Raw genomic sequence first — 18,178 nt, 5'->3', positions numbered from 1 at the left:
CAATAATACTCCGGGCCGACTCCAACCAATCAAATAGACCTAATTTTTTTTAATTCTTTTTCTAACCCCCCCACATCTGATCGGTCACCTCCGCGATCATTTTTCTGAAGCCACATTGGTATTGCTTTTTTAAAAAGCTCTACTCCTTCCGGGCTGAGATCTGAAAGTTTCAAAATGAAGTCCATTTTCAAATTACCGGCATCATCAAATGGATTATTTACTATCACCCCCTCACGCCACAAAAAACCTAGCAATGCTGTTGATGACTCTATGATGTGCTGCTTATACTCTAAATTTTTGTTTCTACTATATAACATTGGAACACTGTACTTTGTGAAGTCTACCATTACTTTACCCTTATTAACCTAGAAATATCCGAAACTTCGACCAACTCTTTGGTCTTAGGATCTCGTACAAAAACCCCTCCAGCCTCACGTATTTCTTGTTCCTTGATTAGCTGAAGCGTTTTATCTGCTGTTTTGCTAGTGACCTCAATTGGCTGCCAACTTCCATCAGAACGATTAACTACAAAGTCCACACGCCGTGCAGTGCCGTCCGGGCCTTTCACAATCTTCCCTTTAGCGTCCCTCAAGTAACGTTCTTTTAAAACATTTTGCTTACCAAAAGTAGCCTCAAGCCTACTACCCACTCTTGCTTCTCGAGCGGTGCCTGCAACTTTATTCGGAATGCAGGCCCAACCCCAAGGATCCATCCAGCCCGTTGGATTCGGTACGTATCGATAAAGGTTGAACCCTCCATCCAGTCCAATCGGGTCCTGTGTAACAAACCGCCCCACCTCAGGATCGTAGTACCGAAACGTGTTGTAGTGCAGCCCCGTCTCGTCGTCAAAATACTGCCCCTGAAACCTCAGGTTCTGCTCAACTTCATTGACCACCAACTGCTCTATCGTGCCCCAAGACCGATACGTCGCCTGCCAGACGATCTCCCCCTCGCTGTCGGTCAGCTCCAGCGGCGTGCCGATCTGATCGGTATGGAAGTAATACAGCTTTTGCTCTTCGCCCTCCGCCTGGTCGACACGCGCCAGTGGCGCATAGCTACCCGGCTCGTAGAGGTACAAACTGCTCTGCTCCGGCGTCTCTTCCCGCAGCATCCGCAGGCCTTGCCAAAGAAAGCGCTTCTGCTCAGTTTTGCCGTTGATCTCCGACTGCTTCGCCACCCGCCGCCCAAGGCTGTCGTAGCGATACTCACCCACACTTTCGAGCTTGCCGTTGATCAGTGTCTCCGCTTTGACCAAGCGGTTTTCAGCGTCATAACTGAAGTGCTGCAACTGGCTCAGACCGCTGCGTTTCTCGATCAGATTGCCCCAGGCATCATAGCTGTATTCCTGATCACGCCACTGCCTGATGCGGTTGTCCTTGACCTTGTCGAACTGGCTGGTATTGAAGTTCAACCGGTTGGCCGCGGCGTCGTAACGGAACTCCTCACTACTCACCAGCGAACCGGTATCGCGGCTATGTAATTGACCGTTGGCCTCGTACTCGTACTTGGTCTCGCCACGCAACTTGTCCAGCGTGCGTACCAATTCCCCGGCCGGGTCGTACTGATAACGCCGGTGAATCGGGTTGTATGCATGCTCCACCAGCAACGAGGTATTGATCCCGGCGTTATGCACCTGCGAAAGCTTTTCGGCAGGTAAGGTCGAAGCAAACTGCCACGCCTTGCGCCCCATCGCGTCATAACCGAAGCAACTGGTCAACTTACCCTGCGTGCGATACACCTCGCGGTGCAGGTCATCGCGCTCCATATCGCTGATCACCTGACCATCCAGGTTCAACTGGTGCAGGTGCCCACTGCCGTAATACAAATGGTTGACCTTGCGTCCGTCCGGCAAGGTCAGCGTGGTCAGGTTGCTGAGCGGGTCGTACTCGTAACTCAGTGCTCCATCGGAAGTGATTTCCTGAGTCAGCCGGCCCAGCAGGTCGTAGGTGTATTCGAGCTTTTCTTCAGTAATACCTAATCGCTTGCCAACAGCGGTTGGCTGGCGCTGAATGCTCAGCAGTCGATCAGCGTCGTCGTACTCATACTCCTGCCGCGCATCGTTGTTGAGTTTGGCCAGCAAGCGGCCAATCGCATCACGTTCAAATACCGTACTGCGCTCCGGACGCTCGCCTCGTTCGCCATAACCGATTTCATCAACGCGGGTCAGGTGACCGCCCTCGTTGTAGCTGAAACGTCGGGTCAGGTTATCCACCCGCACCTCTTCGCTCAGCCGATCCGAGGCATCGTAGGCAAAGCTGTAGGTGGCGTTGTTTTCATTGACCAACGCCGTCAGGCGCAAGGCCTTGTCGTACTCGTAAGCAATGCGTTGGCCTTTGGCGTCCTGACGGCTGCTCGGCAAGCCACGTGCGGTGCGCAACAGGCGTGTGATCTGGCCTTTACCGTCGGCGTGGCTGAGCACCTGGCCATAGACGTTGTACGTAAAGCTTTCCGCGCTGCCGTCCGGATGATTGATGCGCAGTACTTCACCGTCTGCCTTGCGCTCCAGGGTAGTGGTCTGGTTCAGCGCATCGGTCACTGCCACCAGATGCTGGCGCTCATCGTAGCGATAGCGGGTGCTTTTGCCCGAACAGTCCTGATAGCGTTCGACCTGGGCCAGGGTGTTCCACCACAGGTATTTGGCTTTGTGGTTGGCATCGATGACGGTGTGCGGCAAGCCATCGTCGCTGTTCAGATACTCAGTGAGCTGGCCCAGGGCATCGGTTTCGGCAAGCAGGTTGCCCTTGTCGTCGTAACGAGCCTGCCAGGTGCTGCCGTCCGGGTAGCTGGCCTTGGTCACCAGAGTGGTCAGGTGGTGGTATTCGTAGGCGATCTTGCGGCCCAGTGGGTCCGTCTCTTCGAGCAAACGGGCAAATTCGTCGTACGTGAAGCTGAGCCGATTGCCGTCCGGCAAACTTAGGCCGACCATGTTGCCGTTGTCGTCCAGGTCAATCGCGTAACGTTCGCCGCCATAGTCGCGGCTGGCGATCACTCGATGGTCAGCGTTGTAGTGCACCTCGAGTTCGCGACCAAGCACATCGGTCGCCCAGCTGGTGCGCCCTTCAAGGTCGTAGCGAAAGTGGAAGTGCTCGCCGTCGCTGGTCCAGTGCTCGACCACCCGTGGCTGGCCGCCGAGGGTTTCCCAGCGGTAATGACAACCCAGGCCCAACGCGTTGCTGTGGGTCACCATCACCCCGTCGGCGTAGCTGAAGCTGGGCACGGTGTTGCCGTTGCGGTTGATCACCGTGCTGAGCTGACCCTGCTCGTCATAGCGGTACTGGGTCAGGGTTTCGACCGCCTGGTTGTTGACCACGCGCTTGATGTCGGTAAGGCGACCCAGCGGGTGGTCGTAGTGCAGGTGCACGCGCGTGCCGCCAGTGGCGCTGATGTCGGTCAGCGTGCCTTGCTCGGTGCGGGTGAAATGCAGAAAGTGGCCGAGGGCATTTTCGATGCGCTGCAGCGGCACCTGACTGTCGTCGTCCGGCACTTCACCGAAGTAGAAGAACAGATTGTCCAGCGTCTGCAGAAGGTAGTGGCCGCCCTCGGTGCACACCAGGTACACCTGTTCGTGCGGGTTGTAGATGCGCTCGCCCGGTTGCAGGGTGACGAACGGGATTTCACGGCCCTAGGTCGCTGGCGTAGAAGCGCGACCATTCGATCGGCATCAGGCCCGGCAGGCTGAAGTCGATTTCGTCGGGGATCAGTTTGCGGCCTGTTATTTCATTACGAGTTGGCAGCCAGCTAGATATCAAGCCTGGAGTGGACTTTATGACAAAAAATGAGGCGAAAACCGCCTCACTGACTTACTCCAAACTTTTAAAGACCAGCCGCATTCGAGACGTAAAAATAACTTACACCCCCGCAACCAGCAATCAAAAAACACCGACTTCTAGTTTCACCAACCAACTTAACTCGCAAAAGCACACCGTATATTGCCAGACTTAGCGAACGGTGCGCATAAGGCCTGCGCCATATTTGTACAGTTAACCCCCAACACCACCAATTAGCGGTCGACGACGCAGGAACACTCTCCGAACTTAAGCAAACTCTCGCCGCATGCCGATTTTAACGAAACCGGTCAAAATCACGCTTCCTCAACCATAGCTACATCTCCACCAAGGGAAGAGACGAGCGTATCAAACAACCCTTCAATATCTTTTGCAACCAAATACAGGTGACCACACTCATCCTGCTCCGCGATGTCATATTTATTAACTGAGCCCCCTTCATGCAAGTGAGTTCGATCCCAGTAATAAACACCTTCCCGGCCGGGCTCACTTATCAGTACATAGGGATTCCCACCCCCATCCTCGCCAATGGCAAACACGCCTTTTATGAAGCTCAACTCGTCAATAAATCCACTATTGAAACCAACCAAATCGTTACACTCCTCATCCGGAACGACCCCAAAAAGTCGGTCAAAGCTGATAACACCCTCATCAATAGCTGGCAACGGCAATTGACCGTAATCTGGCTCAGTCAAATAAAAACCATTCATACGCTTTAGTAACTGCCTATAGCTATCAGGCAGCGTTACATTCAGCGCAGACTCAACTGCATTTACCTCAGAATCACTTAGGCCAGCTTTATATACAATCGGCATAGTTCCACCTAATTATTGACCGCCCAACAGCTTCGCCACTTAAAAATAAAATCTATAGGTGTAGATAGTCGCATGAGCATTGCGTTCGTCCAACCTAAAGAAATATCTCAAATATAAAAACATGCCCAACGACTAAAACTTACACACCATTCCGAGACCTTCAACACCAACTCATCCCTGGTGTTACCGGCACAACAATGTAGCTCACTCGTGACATCAATCAATAAAACTCCAACAAACAGCCCCCCCCCCCTAAATCAGTTACCCTGACTCGCGGCTACTCCAATTTCAAGCAGAACCGATCCAAATCAATTAACATGAAACTCCTCATTAACAACAAGCAAAAGCCTACCCCGCAATCCGCAAAAACCAGACTTAACAACAGATCTACAAAGCGAAGCTCACAACAACCTAAATAACAATCAGCTTATCCTTTGAATACCCCACAGGCCATCTCCCGGAAAAGTAAAGATCAATCACCCTTGACCAAACGCTGCCACTTCCATAGTAGCACTCAGACACGTATTGTCGAAATGCAAAACAAGCTGCATTTCGTGCAGCCACACTAAAATCATGTGCACCCGCAATAAATTTTTCCTTTGGCACTTCTTTAATCGACTGCATAACTGCCTTACTAACTTTAAGTCTAAGCTCAACTAGAGCTTTAGGAGCTTTAGGGAACGAATTGAAAGGATCTTCTTGAGTAGGAGTAGTCGGTAACCATTCAAGATCTTTATAGACCCCATGAAAATCTGACTCTTCTGGCTCAACAAAAACTTTAAACACGCTCTCCACATAAATCACCCCTTCATTTAAATCAGGAGCACAACCCATCCTGGAGAAAAATCTGGCACGCGCTATATCATCAACCAATTTTTCAGCATCTAACATATCAACCCCTCATATCTGTTATCGTACCCGGCGGCAAGGCCTTTCTGCTCTGCTGGATAGTTGTTCTTAATACTCCACCTGCAGCGTGTGGCCCAGGTATTCCAGGAAGCGAGTGATTAGGCAGCCTTCCTCTCGTCGGCATAAGATTCCACCACTTGTTGGCACCTCCACTCTCCAAGGGAATTACATGATGAGGTGTTGCCCCTTCTGGCCAAACTCGCCCTGTATTAACCTCCCACTGTTTCATTAAGTAGTCTTGATCTCGAACAAACTCTTTTCGGGCCACCTGATTCTGGAAGGCACTACGGCGCTGCACAACTGGCAAGTTTCCTTTCAAAGTTGCTGCTTGTTGTGCAGTAATTTTACCTCCAGGTGCTGCCACCTGGTTCGCTTCCGCAATGACCTTATCATGCAGTTTGCCACATGATAATCCTAACGGATCTACCCAGCCATGGGGCTCAGGAGCGTATTGATAGAGATTGCTTCCTCCCTCCAACCCAATTGGATCCTGCGTTACAAACCGCCCCACCTCCGGATCGTAATACCGAAACGTGTTGTAGTGCAGCCCAGTCTCGTCGTCAAAGTACTGCCCCTGAAACCTTAGGTTTTGCTCGACCTCATTGACTGCCAACTGCTCAATCGTTCCCCAGGACCGATAGGTGGCCTGCCAAACGATCTCTCCATCACAGTTGGTCATCTCCAGCGGCGTACCGATCTGATCGGTATGGAAGTAATACAGCTTTTGCTCTTCGCCCTCGACTTGATCGACACGCGCCAGCGGCGCATAGCTACCCGGCTCGTAGAGGTACAAACTGCTCTGCTCCGGCGTCTCCTCCCGCAGCATCCGCAGCCCTTGCCAAAGAAAGCGCTTCTGCTCAGTTTTGCCGTTGATCTCCGACTGCTGTCGTCCGGCACTTCACCGAAGTAGAAGAACAGGTTGTCCAGCGTCTGCAGAATGTAGTGGCCGCCCTCGGTGCACACCAAGTACACCTGTTCGTGCGGGTTGTAGATGCGCTCGCCCGGTTGCAGAGTGACGAACGGGACTTCCCGGCCCTGGTTGTCGGTGAGGTAGATGAAGCTGCCGCGCCGGCGCAGGCTCTGCTCCCAAGGCAACACCCAGCCACGGCCAAGCATGCTGTCGACGCTCAGGTCGCTGGCGTAGAAGCGCGACCACTCGATGGGCATCAGGCCCGGCAGGCTGAAGTCGATTTCATCTGGGATCAGTTTGCGGCCGGTGGTGAGATCGACCGGGTTGCCAACCAGGCCACCGATGGCCTTGCGCGCTACCGGTTCGACCACGTAACGACTGGCCACCTCACCGGCGACGAAGCCTGCGGTGAACTTCAAGGCGCAGGGCATGACCGCTTTCATGCCGGCCTGGGTACCGGCCTTGATCAGCTGGGCGATGCCACCGGCCGCACCGGCAATGGCCATCAATACATCCACGGTGGTGCGCAGCCATTTGGGAATTTCATCGTCCACCGGCAGGTAACGGTAGGTGCCGCCGCCGATGATGACGTTGTCCGAACCGCCAGAAATAGTGGCGCCGCAAGTCAGCTTTCAACGCTGGGTTCGGAATAAGATATAGGAGCCGCACCGTACCGGAATGGTCAGTGTTGCACTCAGATTTTGCCGCTGCCCACTCTAACAAACCTCACAACCTAGAATGCAAAACCACAACAAACCAACCAAACACAAAAAACTAAAACCGCCTGAGCTAGCGAGGAAACTCACCAGACAAGTACGCCTCAAAAAGCTCAGCGACCCAGCCCTTGAAATTAGCCTTTGAGACTGCGTCAGCCACAAGACCAATATCATCAGATATATAACTTGCAATTTCAGAGTTACGAGCCAGCGGAAATACTTTTTTGAAGGAGAACTCCCTTAAATCCTTCACAATTTTTTCGTCAGCCATATCGCCACAAGTGAGAGCGTTTAGTTCATTGAAGCAATCCACCCAAGCCTTATCAAATTTCTCATTATCCCTTTCATCCAAAGCTTCATCCCAATCACTCACACTGGAAATGACAGCTTCAAAGAAACCTGCTTCTTGGATTATTTTCCTCACATCGCTCAAGGTTTCAATTTTCATCTTAATCCACCCTCTCTTAGCCAGTCTTCAATTAAATCAACCGCAGCACGTGGGGTTACATTCTCACCCAGCACATGAGTACCATTTGGTGAAACAACATCTACCTTAATGTGATCCAAATCCTTGTATGCTTCACGGTATGCAGCGAAAAGCTAATCATCTGTCCCTGGGAAGTCACCCTGTCTCGGCCCAATCGGCCCCCTCTCAGCCTCATGCAAAAGCCAATGCTCATGTTCTGGGTTTTCTCCTTTAGGGAATAGTGTTGGCCGGGTCTTATCCGACCTTGACACAGCAAATGGCCGACCTTTTGATTTCCGTACGGATGGTACATGATGTCCAGACTTGCTTACCCCCATTCCTTTAGTTTCGCACCAACTCCAAGGATCAATTCGGGTGAATGGGCTTGAAACATAGCCATACAAATTCGGGCCACCAAGAACACCAATCGGATCTTGGGTGATGAACCTTCCCACCTCCGGATCGTAGTACCGAAACGTGTTGTAGTGCAGTCCCGTCTCGTCGTCAAATACTGCCCCTGAAACCTCAGATTCTGCTCAACTTCATTGACCGGCAGCTGCTCAATCGTTCCCCAAGACCGATACGTCGCCTGCCAGACAATCTCCCCCTCGCTGTCGGTCAGCTCCAGCGGCGTACCGATCTGATCGGTATGGAAGTAGTAAACCTTCTGCTCCTCCCCCTCCGCTTGATCGACCCGTGCCAGTGGCGCATAGCTACCCGGCTCGTAGAGGTACAAACTGCTCTGCCCCGGCGTCTCCTCCCGCAGCATCCGCAGCCCTTGCCAAAGAAAGCGCTTCTGCTCAGTTTTGCCGTTGATCTCCGACTGCTGTCGTCCGGCACTTCACCGAAGTAGAAGAACAGGTTGTCCAGCGTCTGCAGAATGTAGTGGCCGCCCTCGGTGCACACCAGGTACACCTGTTCGTGCGGGTTGTAGATGCGCTCACCCGGTTGCAGGGTGACGAACGGGACTTCCCGGCCCTGGTTGTCGGAAAGGTAGATGAAGCTGCCGCGCCGACGCAGGCTCTGCTCCCAAGGCAACACCCAGCCACGGCCCAGCACGCTGTCGACACTCAAGTCGCTGGCGTAGAAGCGCGACCACTCGATGGGCATCAGGCCCGGCAGGCTGAAGTCGATTTCATCAGGGATCAGTTTGCGGCCGATGGTGAGATCGACCGGGTTGCCGATGGCCTTGCGCGCTACCAGTTCGACCACGTAACGACTAGCCACCTCACCGGCGACGAAGCCTGCGGTGAACTTCAAGGCGCAGGGCATGACCGCTTTCATAGGGCACGTCGTACGCTCGTCCCTTTCTCAGCAAGGGCTAATATATAGTGTTCTAATAGAACCAATATACTCAACAAGTCACCTATAGGCATACCAAGCTGAACGCACTCTTTCGCCACTTGCGCTTATGCAACATACCTACAACGAGATAAAAATCTACTGACAACTCTAAAAACCGAAATACACATATAAAGTTTGGTAATAGTGCGTCACTCGCCCCAGCACCTCGACTTACGAGTTATTAAAGATCAAAATCAGATATCACCATTTAAGCCAAGACGCATGAACCCTTCCTAGCAAAGCCTCGCCCCCTGCACTTCAGTACTTTAGCGTCAATGGAACGCGCAATACAAAAAACCCAGACTAATAAATACCTAAAAATGAAAGCTCGATCATATCTGTTGCTAAGTGCACCGGCACTCCGACTAACCGAAAACCAACCTTGACAATCACTACAACTCTTTGATTGCTTGCCTGATCATATCGTTAAAAAATTCTTGAAAATTCTGATAGATTATATTTTTCTCCTTTGACCGCTTAAAGGAAAGCTCCGTTTCCACTATAACAGGCTCTCCAGAACTTCCGATAATGGAGGTATCAATTGAGTAAATCGGGCCATATCCTGAAGCTTTAACTACAACCATCGAATCGTCTGCATCACCATCTGCACGAGCGCTTTTGGTCGCGAAAGCCACACTAGGAACAGCTACCGCATCAATCCCGCTCTTAGTAACCCCATAGTAATTATCACCGGCAAATGATAAGGCACCATATTTTTTTAGAAACTCTATATATGACTCAGGAAACTTCACTCCCAGCACCTTCTCGAAAGTGCTTATAACTTCATCGGTAGCGCCACCAGCAATCACTGGACATTCTCCACTTGCATTAATCTCCAACGCCAACCTGTCAATATAACTCATGACACCTCCTTCTCAAAAATTTAATGCACGCAACCTCCAACATTATTCATCTAGAGCATTAACCGATCATCAAAGCTCAAACCAACTATTTCCAACAACTAAATACCGCATTATGAACAGCCTACTTTTTGCCAAACCGCTTGCCGCAAGCATTATTCTTGTGAGTTGTCCTAGCTCGCTTAGGCGAATCTTAAACAGAACCATCAAGAAAAGAAAATATTTAACTATAAAAGTCAAGGGAATCGCTGCTCTTGATAACCATTAGGGAAAATATTTATAATACTCTCTAGCTCTTCGCCACAATACTCAAAAACAACATCAAATCCAGAAAACGAAGACTCTGCATGCTCCTTCTGCTGAACGCGAATTCTGCTAAGCCGACTGCCAGAGTATACATAATCTGAGATGCTACACCCAAACATCCCCCAATTGAGATCCCTTCTAACTAAATCGCCATCAAAAATAGAAACTGAAATATTCCTCAGGTCACCTGAGCTTGTAAAGTGAATACGTTCGAGGCAACCATCTCCGTAAAAACAAAACTCTTTATTTACTATATTTTCGGCCTGACCATATATCTCGATAAAAATCACGCGCCCACGTTCATCAAAATGATAAACGTGAGTATTTTTTATGTTAACCGGCAACTTATTGAGCTTTCTACCCTTCTTATACCCTGCCCGCTCAACCTCATAAGGACGCAAATTATACATAGCACCCTTGCTTATTACCGACCGACACAACTCTGGAGAGACGCTAGACATATAATCGGACAAATATCTTTCACATTCAGAGCCAACCTCCTCATACTTTTTTTCAATCTCATGCAAATCATACATACAAATACTCTCCAATCAAAACACTCCACGCGCAATTTCCGAGCTCATCTTATTTAGCTCACTCAGAAAATCACTACTATTATTTATCGACACCAGCCGATCATATACCTTCTGCTTATACGCATTAGTATGAATACTGGCATGATTAGGCAAAGTGTTACCCGCCGGCAGTTTTACCTTACTATTTGAAGGTAGGAAAATACCATTGTGAGCAGTATTTATATCAATATCCAAATCTTTCATTTTTCCCTGAAGCGCAACCATCCGCACATCAGTGGAGTTGGACATAACAATATGGTGAGCAGAATTTTTGAAGCTAGGCTCCGACTTCCCCGCGGCGACCATATTTTCCCTAAGCGCCTTAGCGTCGCTGGAGCACGTTAACCCCCATGGGTCGATCCATACAACAGGATTCATTGCATATTTGTATAAATTAATGCCTCCCTGCAGACCTATTGGATCTTGTGTAACAAACCGCCCCACCTCCGGATCGTAGTACCGAAACGTGTTGTAGTGCAGTCCAGTCTCGTCATCAAAGTACTGCCCCTGAAACCTCAGGTTCTGCTCAACTTCATTGACCGTCAGTTGCTCTATCGTGCCCCAGGACCGATAGGTGGCCTGCCAAACGATCTCTCCATCACAGTTGGTCATCTCCAGCGGCGTACCGATCTGATCGGTATGGAAGTAGTAAACCTTCTGCTCCTCCCCCTCCGCTTGATCGACACGCGCCAGTGGCGCATAGCTACCCGGCTCGTAGAGGTACAAACTGCTCTGCTCCGGCGTCTCCTCCCGCAGCATCCGCAGCCCTTGCCACAGAAAGCGCTTCTGCTCAATTTTGCCGTTGATATCCGACTGCTTGGCCACCCGCCGCCCGAGGCTGTCGTAGCGATACTCACCCGTGCTCTGCAGCTTGCCCTCGACCAGCGTTTGCGCCCGGACCAGGCGGTTTTCGCAGTCATAGGCAAAGCTTTGCAGCTTGCTGTGCCCCGAGCGCTTTTCGATCAGGTTACCCCAGGCATCGTAGCTGTATTCCTGATCACGCCACTGCCTGATGCGGTTGTCTTTGACCTTGTCGAACTGGCTGGTGTTGAAGTTCAGTCGGTTCGCCGCGGCGTCGTAGCGGAATTCCTCACTACTCACCAGCGAACCGGTATCGCGGGTATGTAATTGACCGTTGGCCTCGTACTCGTACTTGGTCTCGCCACGCAACTTGTCCAGCGTGCGTACCAGTTCACCCGCCGGGTCGTACTGATAACGCCGGTGAATCGGGTTGTACACCAGCAATGAGGTGGTGATGTCGGCATTGTGCACTTGTGAGAGCTTGTCGGCCGGCAACGTCGAGGCAAACTGTCAAGCCTTGCGGCCCATGGCGTCGTAGCCAAAGCAGCTGGTGAGCTTGCCTTGGGTGCGATACACCTCGCGATGCAGGTCATCGCGCACCATATCGCTGATCACCTGACCATCCAGGTTCAACTGGTGCAGGTGGCCACTGCCGTAATACAGATGGTTGACCTTGCGTCCGTCCGGCAAGGTCAGCGTGGTCAGGTTACTGAGTGGGTCGTACTCGTAACTCAGTGCTCCCTCGGAACTTGATCGCAACCCAGCAAGCAATGAACGAAATGACTCAGCGCTCATATAAATACACTTTCACATCACCTCGCATAAAATACATCCCCTTCAACTCTCGACCCTCACCATACTCTGGAAAAACATGCACTCCAGGAACACTATTCGAAGACAAAGTAATTATTTCCTGAAGTACGCCTTCGTGCCAAGCATATCCAAATGACCAGAATTCCGCATCAAAGTCAACTCGACAGGCTCTAACTACTACCCCGCCTTCAATCTCCACTATCTTTATCCATACGTTCTCACCATGTCGATTCTTTTTAAGCGAGCACGCTCGACCATCAAAATAAACAAAGTATTCGAATTCATGAACCTCCCCCCCAGAATTATATACTTCAATTTTTCCAACACCATCATCACCATAATAATGCTTAAAGATATTCTTTTTGCTTAACGGCTCTTTATAAACCATTTTGGAGGGTGCCACCCCTGTCAATTCCAACTCATAAGGAACAATAGAGATCGCTGGCCCTTTTGACCATAGCACCCTAGTACACTCAACATAATCTTTCTCAAAAACAGAAAGAAAAGAAGTGTCCTCCATTTTCCTTAACGCCTCATCCTTCAAAAGCTTCAGAGCAATCAACGTCATACTTTCACCTAACAGTTTTAAACGTAACACCATCAAAAAGGGATTTTTTAACATCTGACAAAGCGTTCAAAAACTCCTCTCTAGAATTGGCTCCTGATAGCTTGTCAAACACGTGCTGCTTATATGCTTTACCATGCACGCCAGCCCCCTTATGAGGTGTTGCAGTTGTCCCAGGAACTCTAGCAGACTCGGTATTTGGCAGCCAGATACCGTTACGCTTATCATTTATGTCAATATCGAAATCTTTCATTTTATTACGAAGAGCGTCCATTCTCACATCTGTGGAATTCGACATCACGATATGGTGTGCGTCGTATTGCCCCCCTCCCCGAGGGCTTACACCGAGATTTTGCCTGAGAATTTTCGCATCAGAGTTACATGACAACCCTAGTTCGTCTATCCACCCAATTGGACTTGGGGCATACTGATATAAATTATTTCCTCCCACTAGCCCTATTGGATCTTGAGTTACAAACCGCCCCACCTCAGGATCGTAATACCGAAACGTGTTGTAGTGCAGCCCCGTCTCGTCGTCAAAGTACTGCCCCTGAAACCTCAGGTTCTGCTCAACTTCATTGACCGTCAGTTGCTCTATCGTGCCCCAAGACCGATACGTCGCCTGCCAGACGATCTCCCCCTCGCTGTCGGTCAGCTCCAGCGGCGTGCCGATCTGATCGGTATGGAAGTAATACAGCTTTTGCTCTTCGCCCTCGACTTGATCGACACGCGCCAGTGGCGCATAGCTACCCGGCTCGTAGAGGTACAAACTGCTCTGCTCCGGCGTCTCTTCCCGCAGCATCCGCAGGCCTTGCCAAAGAAAGCGCTTCTGCTCAGTTTTGCCGTTGATATCCGACTGCTTGGCCACCCGCCGCCCAAGGCTGTCGTAGCGATACTCGCCCGTGCTCTGCAGCTTGCCCTCGACCAGCGTTTGCGCCCGGACCAGGCGGTTCTCGCAGTCATAGCTGAAGCTCTGCAGCTTGCTGTGCCCCGAGCGCTTTTCGATCAGATTGCCCCAAGCATCATAGCTGTATTCCTGATCACGCCACTGCCTGATGCGGTTGTCTTTGACCTTGTCGAACTGGCTGGTATTGAAGTTCAACCGGTTGGCCGCGGCGTCGTAACGGAATTCCTCACTACTCACCAGCGAACCGGTATCGCGGCTATGTAATTGACCGTTGGCCTCGTACTCGTACTTGATCTCGCCACGCAGCTTGTCCAGCGTGCGTACCAGTTCACCCGCCGGGTCGTACTGATAACGCCGGTGAATCGGGTTGTATGCATGCTCCACCAGCAATGAGGTATTGATCCCGGCGTTATGCACCTGCGAAAGCTTCTCGGCAGGTAAGGTCGAAGCAAACTGCCACGCCTTGCGCCCCATCGCGTCATAACCGAAGCAACTGGTTAGCCTGCCTTGGGTGCGATACACCTCGCGGTGCAGGTCATCGCGCTCCATGTCGCTGATCACCTGACCATCCAGGTTCAACTGGTGCAGGTGGCCACTGCCGTAATACAAATGATTGACCTTGCGTCCGTCCGGCAAGGTCAGCGTGGTCAGGTTACTGAGCGGGTCGTACTCGTAACTCAATGCTCCATCGGAAGTGATTTCCTGAGTCAGCCGCCCCAGCGGGTCGTAGGAGTAGTCGAGCTTCTCTTCAGTGATGCCTAACCGCTTGCCCGCAGCGGTTGGCTCGCGCTGAATGCTCAGCAGTCGATCCCCCTCGTCGTATCGGTATTCCTGACGCGCATCGCTGTTGAGTTTGGCGATCAGTCGGCCAATGGCATCGCGTTCAAATACCGTGCTGCGCTCCGGACGCTCACCTCGCTCGCCATACCCGATTTCATCAACGCGGGTCAGGTGACCGCCCTCGTTGTAGCTGAAACGTCGGGTCAGGTTGTCCACCCGCACCTCTTCGCTCAGCCGATCCGAGGCATCGTAGGCAAAGCTGTAGGTGGCGTTGTTTTCATTGACCAAGGCCGTCAGGCGCAAGGCCTTGTCGTACTCGTAAGCAATGCGTTGGCTTTTGGCGTCCTGACGGCTGCTCGGCAAGCCACGTGCGGTGCGCAACAGGCGTGTGATCTGGCCTTTACCGTCGGCGTGGCTGAGCACCTGGCCATAGACGTTGTACGTAAAGCTTTCCGCGCTGCCGTCCGGATGGTTGATGCGCAGTACTTCACCGTCCGCCTTGCGTTCCAACGTGGTGGTCTGGTTCAGCGCATCGGTCACTGCCACCAGATGCTGGCGCTCATCGTAGCGATAGCGGGTGCTTTTGCCCGAACAGTCCTGATAGCGCTCGACCTGGGCCAGGGTGTTCCACCACAGGTATTTGGCTTTGTGGTTGGCATCGATGATGGTGTGTGGCAAGCCATCGTCGCTGTTCAGGTACTCGGTGAGCTGGCCCAGGGCATCGGTTTCGGCAAGCAGGTTGCCCTTGTCGTCGTAACGAGCCTGCCAGGTGCTGCCGTCCGGGTAGCTGGCCTTGGTCACCAGGGTGGTCAGGTGGTGGTATTCGTAGGCGATCTTGCGGCCCAGTGGGTCCGTCTCTTCGAGCAAACGGGCAAATTCGTCGTACGTGAAGCTGAGCCGATTGCCGTCCGGCAAACCCAGGCCGACCATGTTGCCGTTGTCGTCCAGGTCAATCGCGTAACGTTCGCCGCCATAGTCGCGGCTGGCGATCACTCGATGGTCAGCGTTGTAGTGCACCTCGAGTTCGCGACCAAGCACATCGGTCGCCCAGCTGGTGCGCCCTTCAAGGTCGTAGCGAAAGTGGAAGTGCTCGCCGTCGCTGGTCCAGTGCTCGACCACCCGTGGCTGGCCGCCGAGGGTTTCCCAGCGGTAATGACAACCCAGGCCCAACGCGTTGCTGTGGGTCACCATCACCCCGTCGGCGTAGCTGAAGCTGCGCACGGTGTCGCCGTTGCGGTTGATCACCGTGCTGAGCTGACCCTGCTCGTCATAGCGGTACTGGGTCAGGGTTTCGACCGCCTGGTTGTTGACCACGCGTTTGATGTCGGTAAGGCGACCCAGCGGGTGGTCGTAGTGCAGGTGCACGCGTGTGCCGCCAGTGGCGCTGATGTCGGTCAGCGTGCCTTGCTCGGTGCGGGTGAAATGCAGGAAGTGGCCGAGGGCATTTTCGATGCGCTGCAGCGGCACCTGCCTGTCGTCGTCCGGCACTTCGCCGAAGTAGAAGAACAGGTTGTCCAGCGTCTGCAGAAGGTAGTGGCCGCCCTCGGTGCACACCAGGTACACCTGTTCGTGCGGGTTGTAGATGCGCTCGCCCGGTTGCAGGGTGACGAACGGGACTTCCCGGCCCTGGTTGTCGGTGAGGTAGATGAAGCTGCCGCACCGGCGCAGGCTCTGCTCCCAAGGCAACACCCAGCCACGGCCAAGCATGCTGTCGACGCTCAGGTCGCTGGCGTAGAAGCGCGACCACTCGATGGGCATCAGGCCCGGCAGGCTGAAGTCGATTTCATCAGGGATCAGTTTGCGGCCGGTGGTGAGATCGACCGGGTTGCCGACCAGGCCACCGATGGCCTTGCGCGCTACCGGTTCGACCACGTAACGACTGGCCACCTCACCGGCGACGAAGCCTGCGGTGAACTTCAAGGCGCAGGGCATGACCGCTTTCATGCCGGCCTGGGTACCGGCCTTGATCAGCTGGGCAATGCCACCGGCCGCACCGGCAATGGCCATCAACACATCCACGGTGGTGCGCAGCCATTTGGGAATTTCATCGTCCACCGGCAGGTAACGGTAGGTGCCGCCGCCGATGATGACGTTGTCCGAACCGCCAGAAATAGTGGCGCCGCAAGTCAGCTTGTCGCCCTTGCGCGCCGCGGCCACGCTGTTGATAAAGACGTTGGTCGAGCCTTCGGCGATCTGCACCGGGCCTGGATGTTTGTCGCATGCCCCCATACTTTTCTCGACCCGGGCGGCCTTACGGCTGTTGACGAAGACATTCGGTGAGGCAGTCGCAATCGTCCCGGAGGGGGAAGAAAACATACTGCCTATGGCCTCCCCGGCGGCGGTTAGCAAGCTGCCCCCGATCCCCGCTGCAAGGCCGGCCAGCAACGCCACGCCGAACCCGCAGGTGAATGTGGCGATGGCCACCGTGGCGATCAGTGCGATGCCCAGGGCGGCACCGATCAGAAAGCCCCCCAATGCGCTGGTGTGCGATATATCGTCGCCAAACCTGGCCGCTTCGAACATGAGGGGTTACTCCTGTTCGCCGGATTCGGTGCTGGTCACCACCGGGTTGCGCGGGGTGAAGCTGGCCAGCAAGTTGTCCCAGTCCTGGTTCTGCTGTGGGCTGAAATCGGCTTGCGCGGTGGTGGAAAAAATCAAGGCGCGTTCAGGTGTCAGCAGGAACGCCGCCTGGCGTTGGTAGAGCGGCCGTCCCTGGTTCATGTAGTAAGCATCGATCTGCAGCCCCTCGATGGGTACGCTGCTGGAGAGCCTGACGTCCTTGCTACCCATCCGGGTATAGCCACGCAACTTGGACGTAAGCATTTTGACCTGCCGATCAACGTACGCCTGCAACAGCTCACCGGGCAGTAGCGTGTCGCGCGAGATCGTAATGCTCAACGGTGCAGGAATACTGGCCCCCAGCACAAACATGTTGACCGTGCGATCCTCAAAACCTTCCGGCAATGCGATGCCACCTTCCTGCAATTCATAGTCCATGCGATGAAAATTCCTGGTATCAAAAAATGTTGTTACATCAGCGCAGTGCAAGGCCATCGAGCAAGCGATCGAACGCCGTCAGCCACAAACTCAGCCCGGGACTGGTCGGATCGATCACGCATGAAATATCCAGCCATTGCACCGCGTCGCGGCCTTCGACAGGCACAAGTGCCCCCACCAGACGCCCATGGCGTGGCTCATGGCCCGCGCTGAAATGAAAATCGACGGCCTTGGCCGCACTCCCCGCAATAAGGCAGTCACGCTGACGAATCACCCTCAGTTGCGGGGTGAGTTCGCGAAGGGTCTGGGTTGCCGCCTCGAACAACTGCTCGAGTGTTTGTCCGGGGCGTACATCACGCCGGCGGATCGTCAAGGTAACTGGCTCACCGTCATGTTCGAGGGTGGTCTGGATATCGCGAAAGCGAAAGCCGGCCGGAAACATCAGGTTGAAACCAGCAAATGTGAAGCTGCTGGTGACGTCTTGTAACGCAACAGGCTCGGGTTCTGGCTCAGGCTGTGGTTCAGCCTTGCTGGCAGCCTCGGCCAATGCGGCAATGCGAGCAGCTTCTTCCTGCTCTATACGCTTGGCGGAAATGCGGTCGTAGATCGAGGTTCTGCTCATCCCTCGC

General features: G+C 53.1%; 10 protein-coding genes and 7 pseudogenes. All 17 read right to left on the bottom strand.

Going from position 1 to position 18,178, the window contains the following annotated elements:
- Window positions 1-29: 29 nt before the first annotated feature.
- Window positions 30-347 (bottom strand): hypothetical protein, encoded by a 318-nt coding sequence (locus tag CX511_RS10680; RefSeq protein WP_101291773.1) that lies wholly within the window; start codon window positions 345-347, stop codon window positions 30-32.
- Window positions 347-3,713 (bottom strand): annotated as a pseudogene (locus CX511_RS10675) (RHS repeat-associated core domain-containing protein); the annotation flags it as partial. The gene CX511_RS10680 and the pseudogene CX511_RS10675, both read right to left, overlap by 1 nt.
- Window positions 3,714-4,081: 368 nt before the next feature.
- On the bottom strand, window positions 4,082-4,600 hold the full coding sequence (locus CX511_RS10670; protein WP_101291775.1) for an SMI1/KNR4 family protein: 519 nt from the start codon (window positions 4,598-4,600) through the stop codon (window positions 4,082-4,084).
- 411 nt (window positions 4,601-5,011) lie between these two features.
- A complete protein-coding gene (locus tag CX511_RS10665; protein ID WP_101291779.1) occupies window positions 5,012-5,491 on the bottom strand; it encodes a hypothetical protein in 480 nt (159 codons plus the stop codon).
- A gap of 427 nt (window positions 5,492-5,918) precedes the next feature.
- Window positions 5,919-6,395, bottom strand: a pseudogene (locus tag CX511_RS25645) (RHS repeat domain-containing protein); the annotation flags it as partial.
- Window positions 6,389-7,051 (bottom strand): annotated as a pseudogene (locus tag CX511_RS10655) (DUF6531 domain-containing protein); the annotation flags it as partial. The pseudogenes CX511_RS10655 and CX511_RS25645, both read right to left, overlap by 7 nt.
- Window positions 7,052-7,208: 157 nt before the next feature.
- Window positions 7,209-7,583, bottom strand: coding sequence for an immunity protein PIM1 family protein (locus CX511_RS10650; protein WP_101291774.1), 375 nt, complete (start codon window positions 7,581-7,583; stop codon window positions 7,209-7,211).
- Window positions 7,580-7,939: pseudogene (locus CX511_RS25780) on the bottom strand (hypothetical protein). The gene CX511_RS10650 and the pseudogene CX511_RS25780 overlap by 4 nt, the downstream one beginning before the upstream one ends.
- A gap of 15 nt (window positions 7,940-7,954) precedes the next feature.
- Window positions 7,955-8,430 (bottom strand): annotated as a pseudogene (locus tag CX511_RS10645) (RHS repeat domain-containing protein); the annotation flags it as partial.
- A pseudogene (locus CX511_RS25485) lies at window positions 8,424-8,897 on the bottom strand (DUF6531 domain-containing protein); the annotation flags it as partial. The pseudogenes CX511_RS25485 and CX511_RS10645, both read right to left, overlap by 7 nt.
- Window positions 8,898-9,337: 440 nt before the next feature.
- A complete protein-coding gene (locus CX511_RS10635) occupies window positions 9,338-9,808 on the bottom strand; it encodes an SMI1/KNR4 family protein (RefSeq protein ID WP_101291791.1) in 471 nt (156 codons plus the stop codon).
- Window positions 9,809-10,041: 233 nt separating this feature from the next.
- Window positions 10,042-10,647: a hypothetical protein gene (locus CX511_RS10630; RefSeq protein ID WP_101291792.1), complete on the bottom strand. Its 606-nt coding sequence runs from the start codon at window positions 10,645-10,647 to the stop codon at window positions 10,042-10,044.
- A 15-nt stretch (window positions 10,648-10,662) separates the two neighbouring features.
- Window positions 10,663-12,231, bottom strand: a pseudogene (locus CX511_RS10625) (RHS repeat-associated core domain-containing protein); the annotation flags it as partial.
- 40 nt (window positions 12,232-12,271) lie between these two features.
- Window positions 12,272-12,868, bottom strand: a complete 597-nt coding sequence (locus CX511_RS10620; RefSeq protein ID WP_101291783.1) for a hypothetical protein — start codon at window positions 12,866-12,868, stop codon at window positions 12,272-12,274.
- 4 nt (window positions 12,869-12,872) lie between these two features.
- A complete protein-coding gene (locus CX511_RS10615; protein WP_220639118.1) occupies window positions 12,873-17,075 on the bottom strand; it encodes an RHS repeat-associated core domain-containing protein in 4,203 nt (1,400 codons plus the stop codon).
- A gap of 6 nt (window positions 17,076-17,081) precedes the next feature.
- Window positions 17,082-17,549 carry a DcrB-related protein gene (locus tag CX511_RS10610; RefSeq protein ID WP_101291808.1) on the bottom strand — a complete coding sequence of 156 codons (468 nt, stop codon included), beginning with the start codon at window positions 17,547-17,549 and terminating at the stop codon, window positions 17,082-17,084.
- A gap of 37 nt (window positions 17,550-17,586) precedes the next feature.
- The gene (locus CX511_RS10605; RefSeq protein ID WP_101291809.1) at window positions 17,587-18,171 is read right to left on the bottom strand and encodes a DcrB/PsbP domain-containing protein; all 585 of its coding nucleotides are present in this window, start codon (window positions 18,169-18,171) and stop codon (window positions 17,587-17,589) included.
- Window positions 18,172-18,178 lie beyond the last annotated feature (7 nt).

The sequence above is a fragment of the Pseudomonas sp. S06B 330 genome, from assembly GCF_002845275.2.
Taxonomy (GTDB): domain Bacteria; phylum Pseudomonadota; class Gammaproteobacteria; order Pseudomonadales; family Pseudomonadaceae; genus Aquipseudomonas.
The sequence above is the reverse complement of the archived record's forward strand: the minus strand, read 5'-3'. Positions and strand labels throughout refer to the sequence as shown.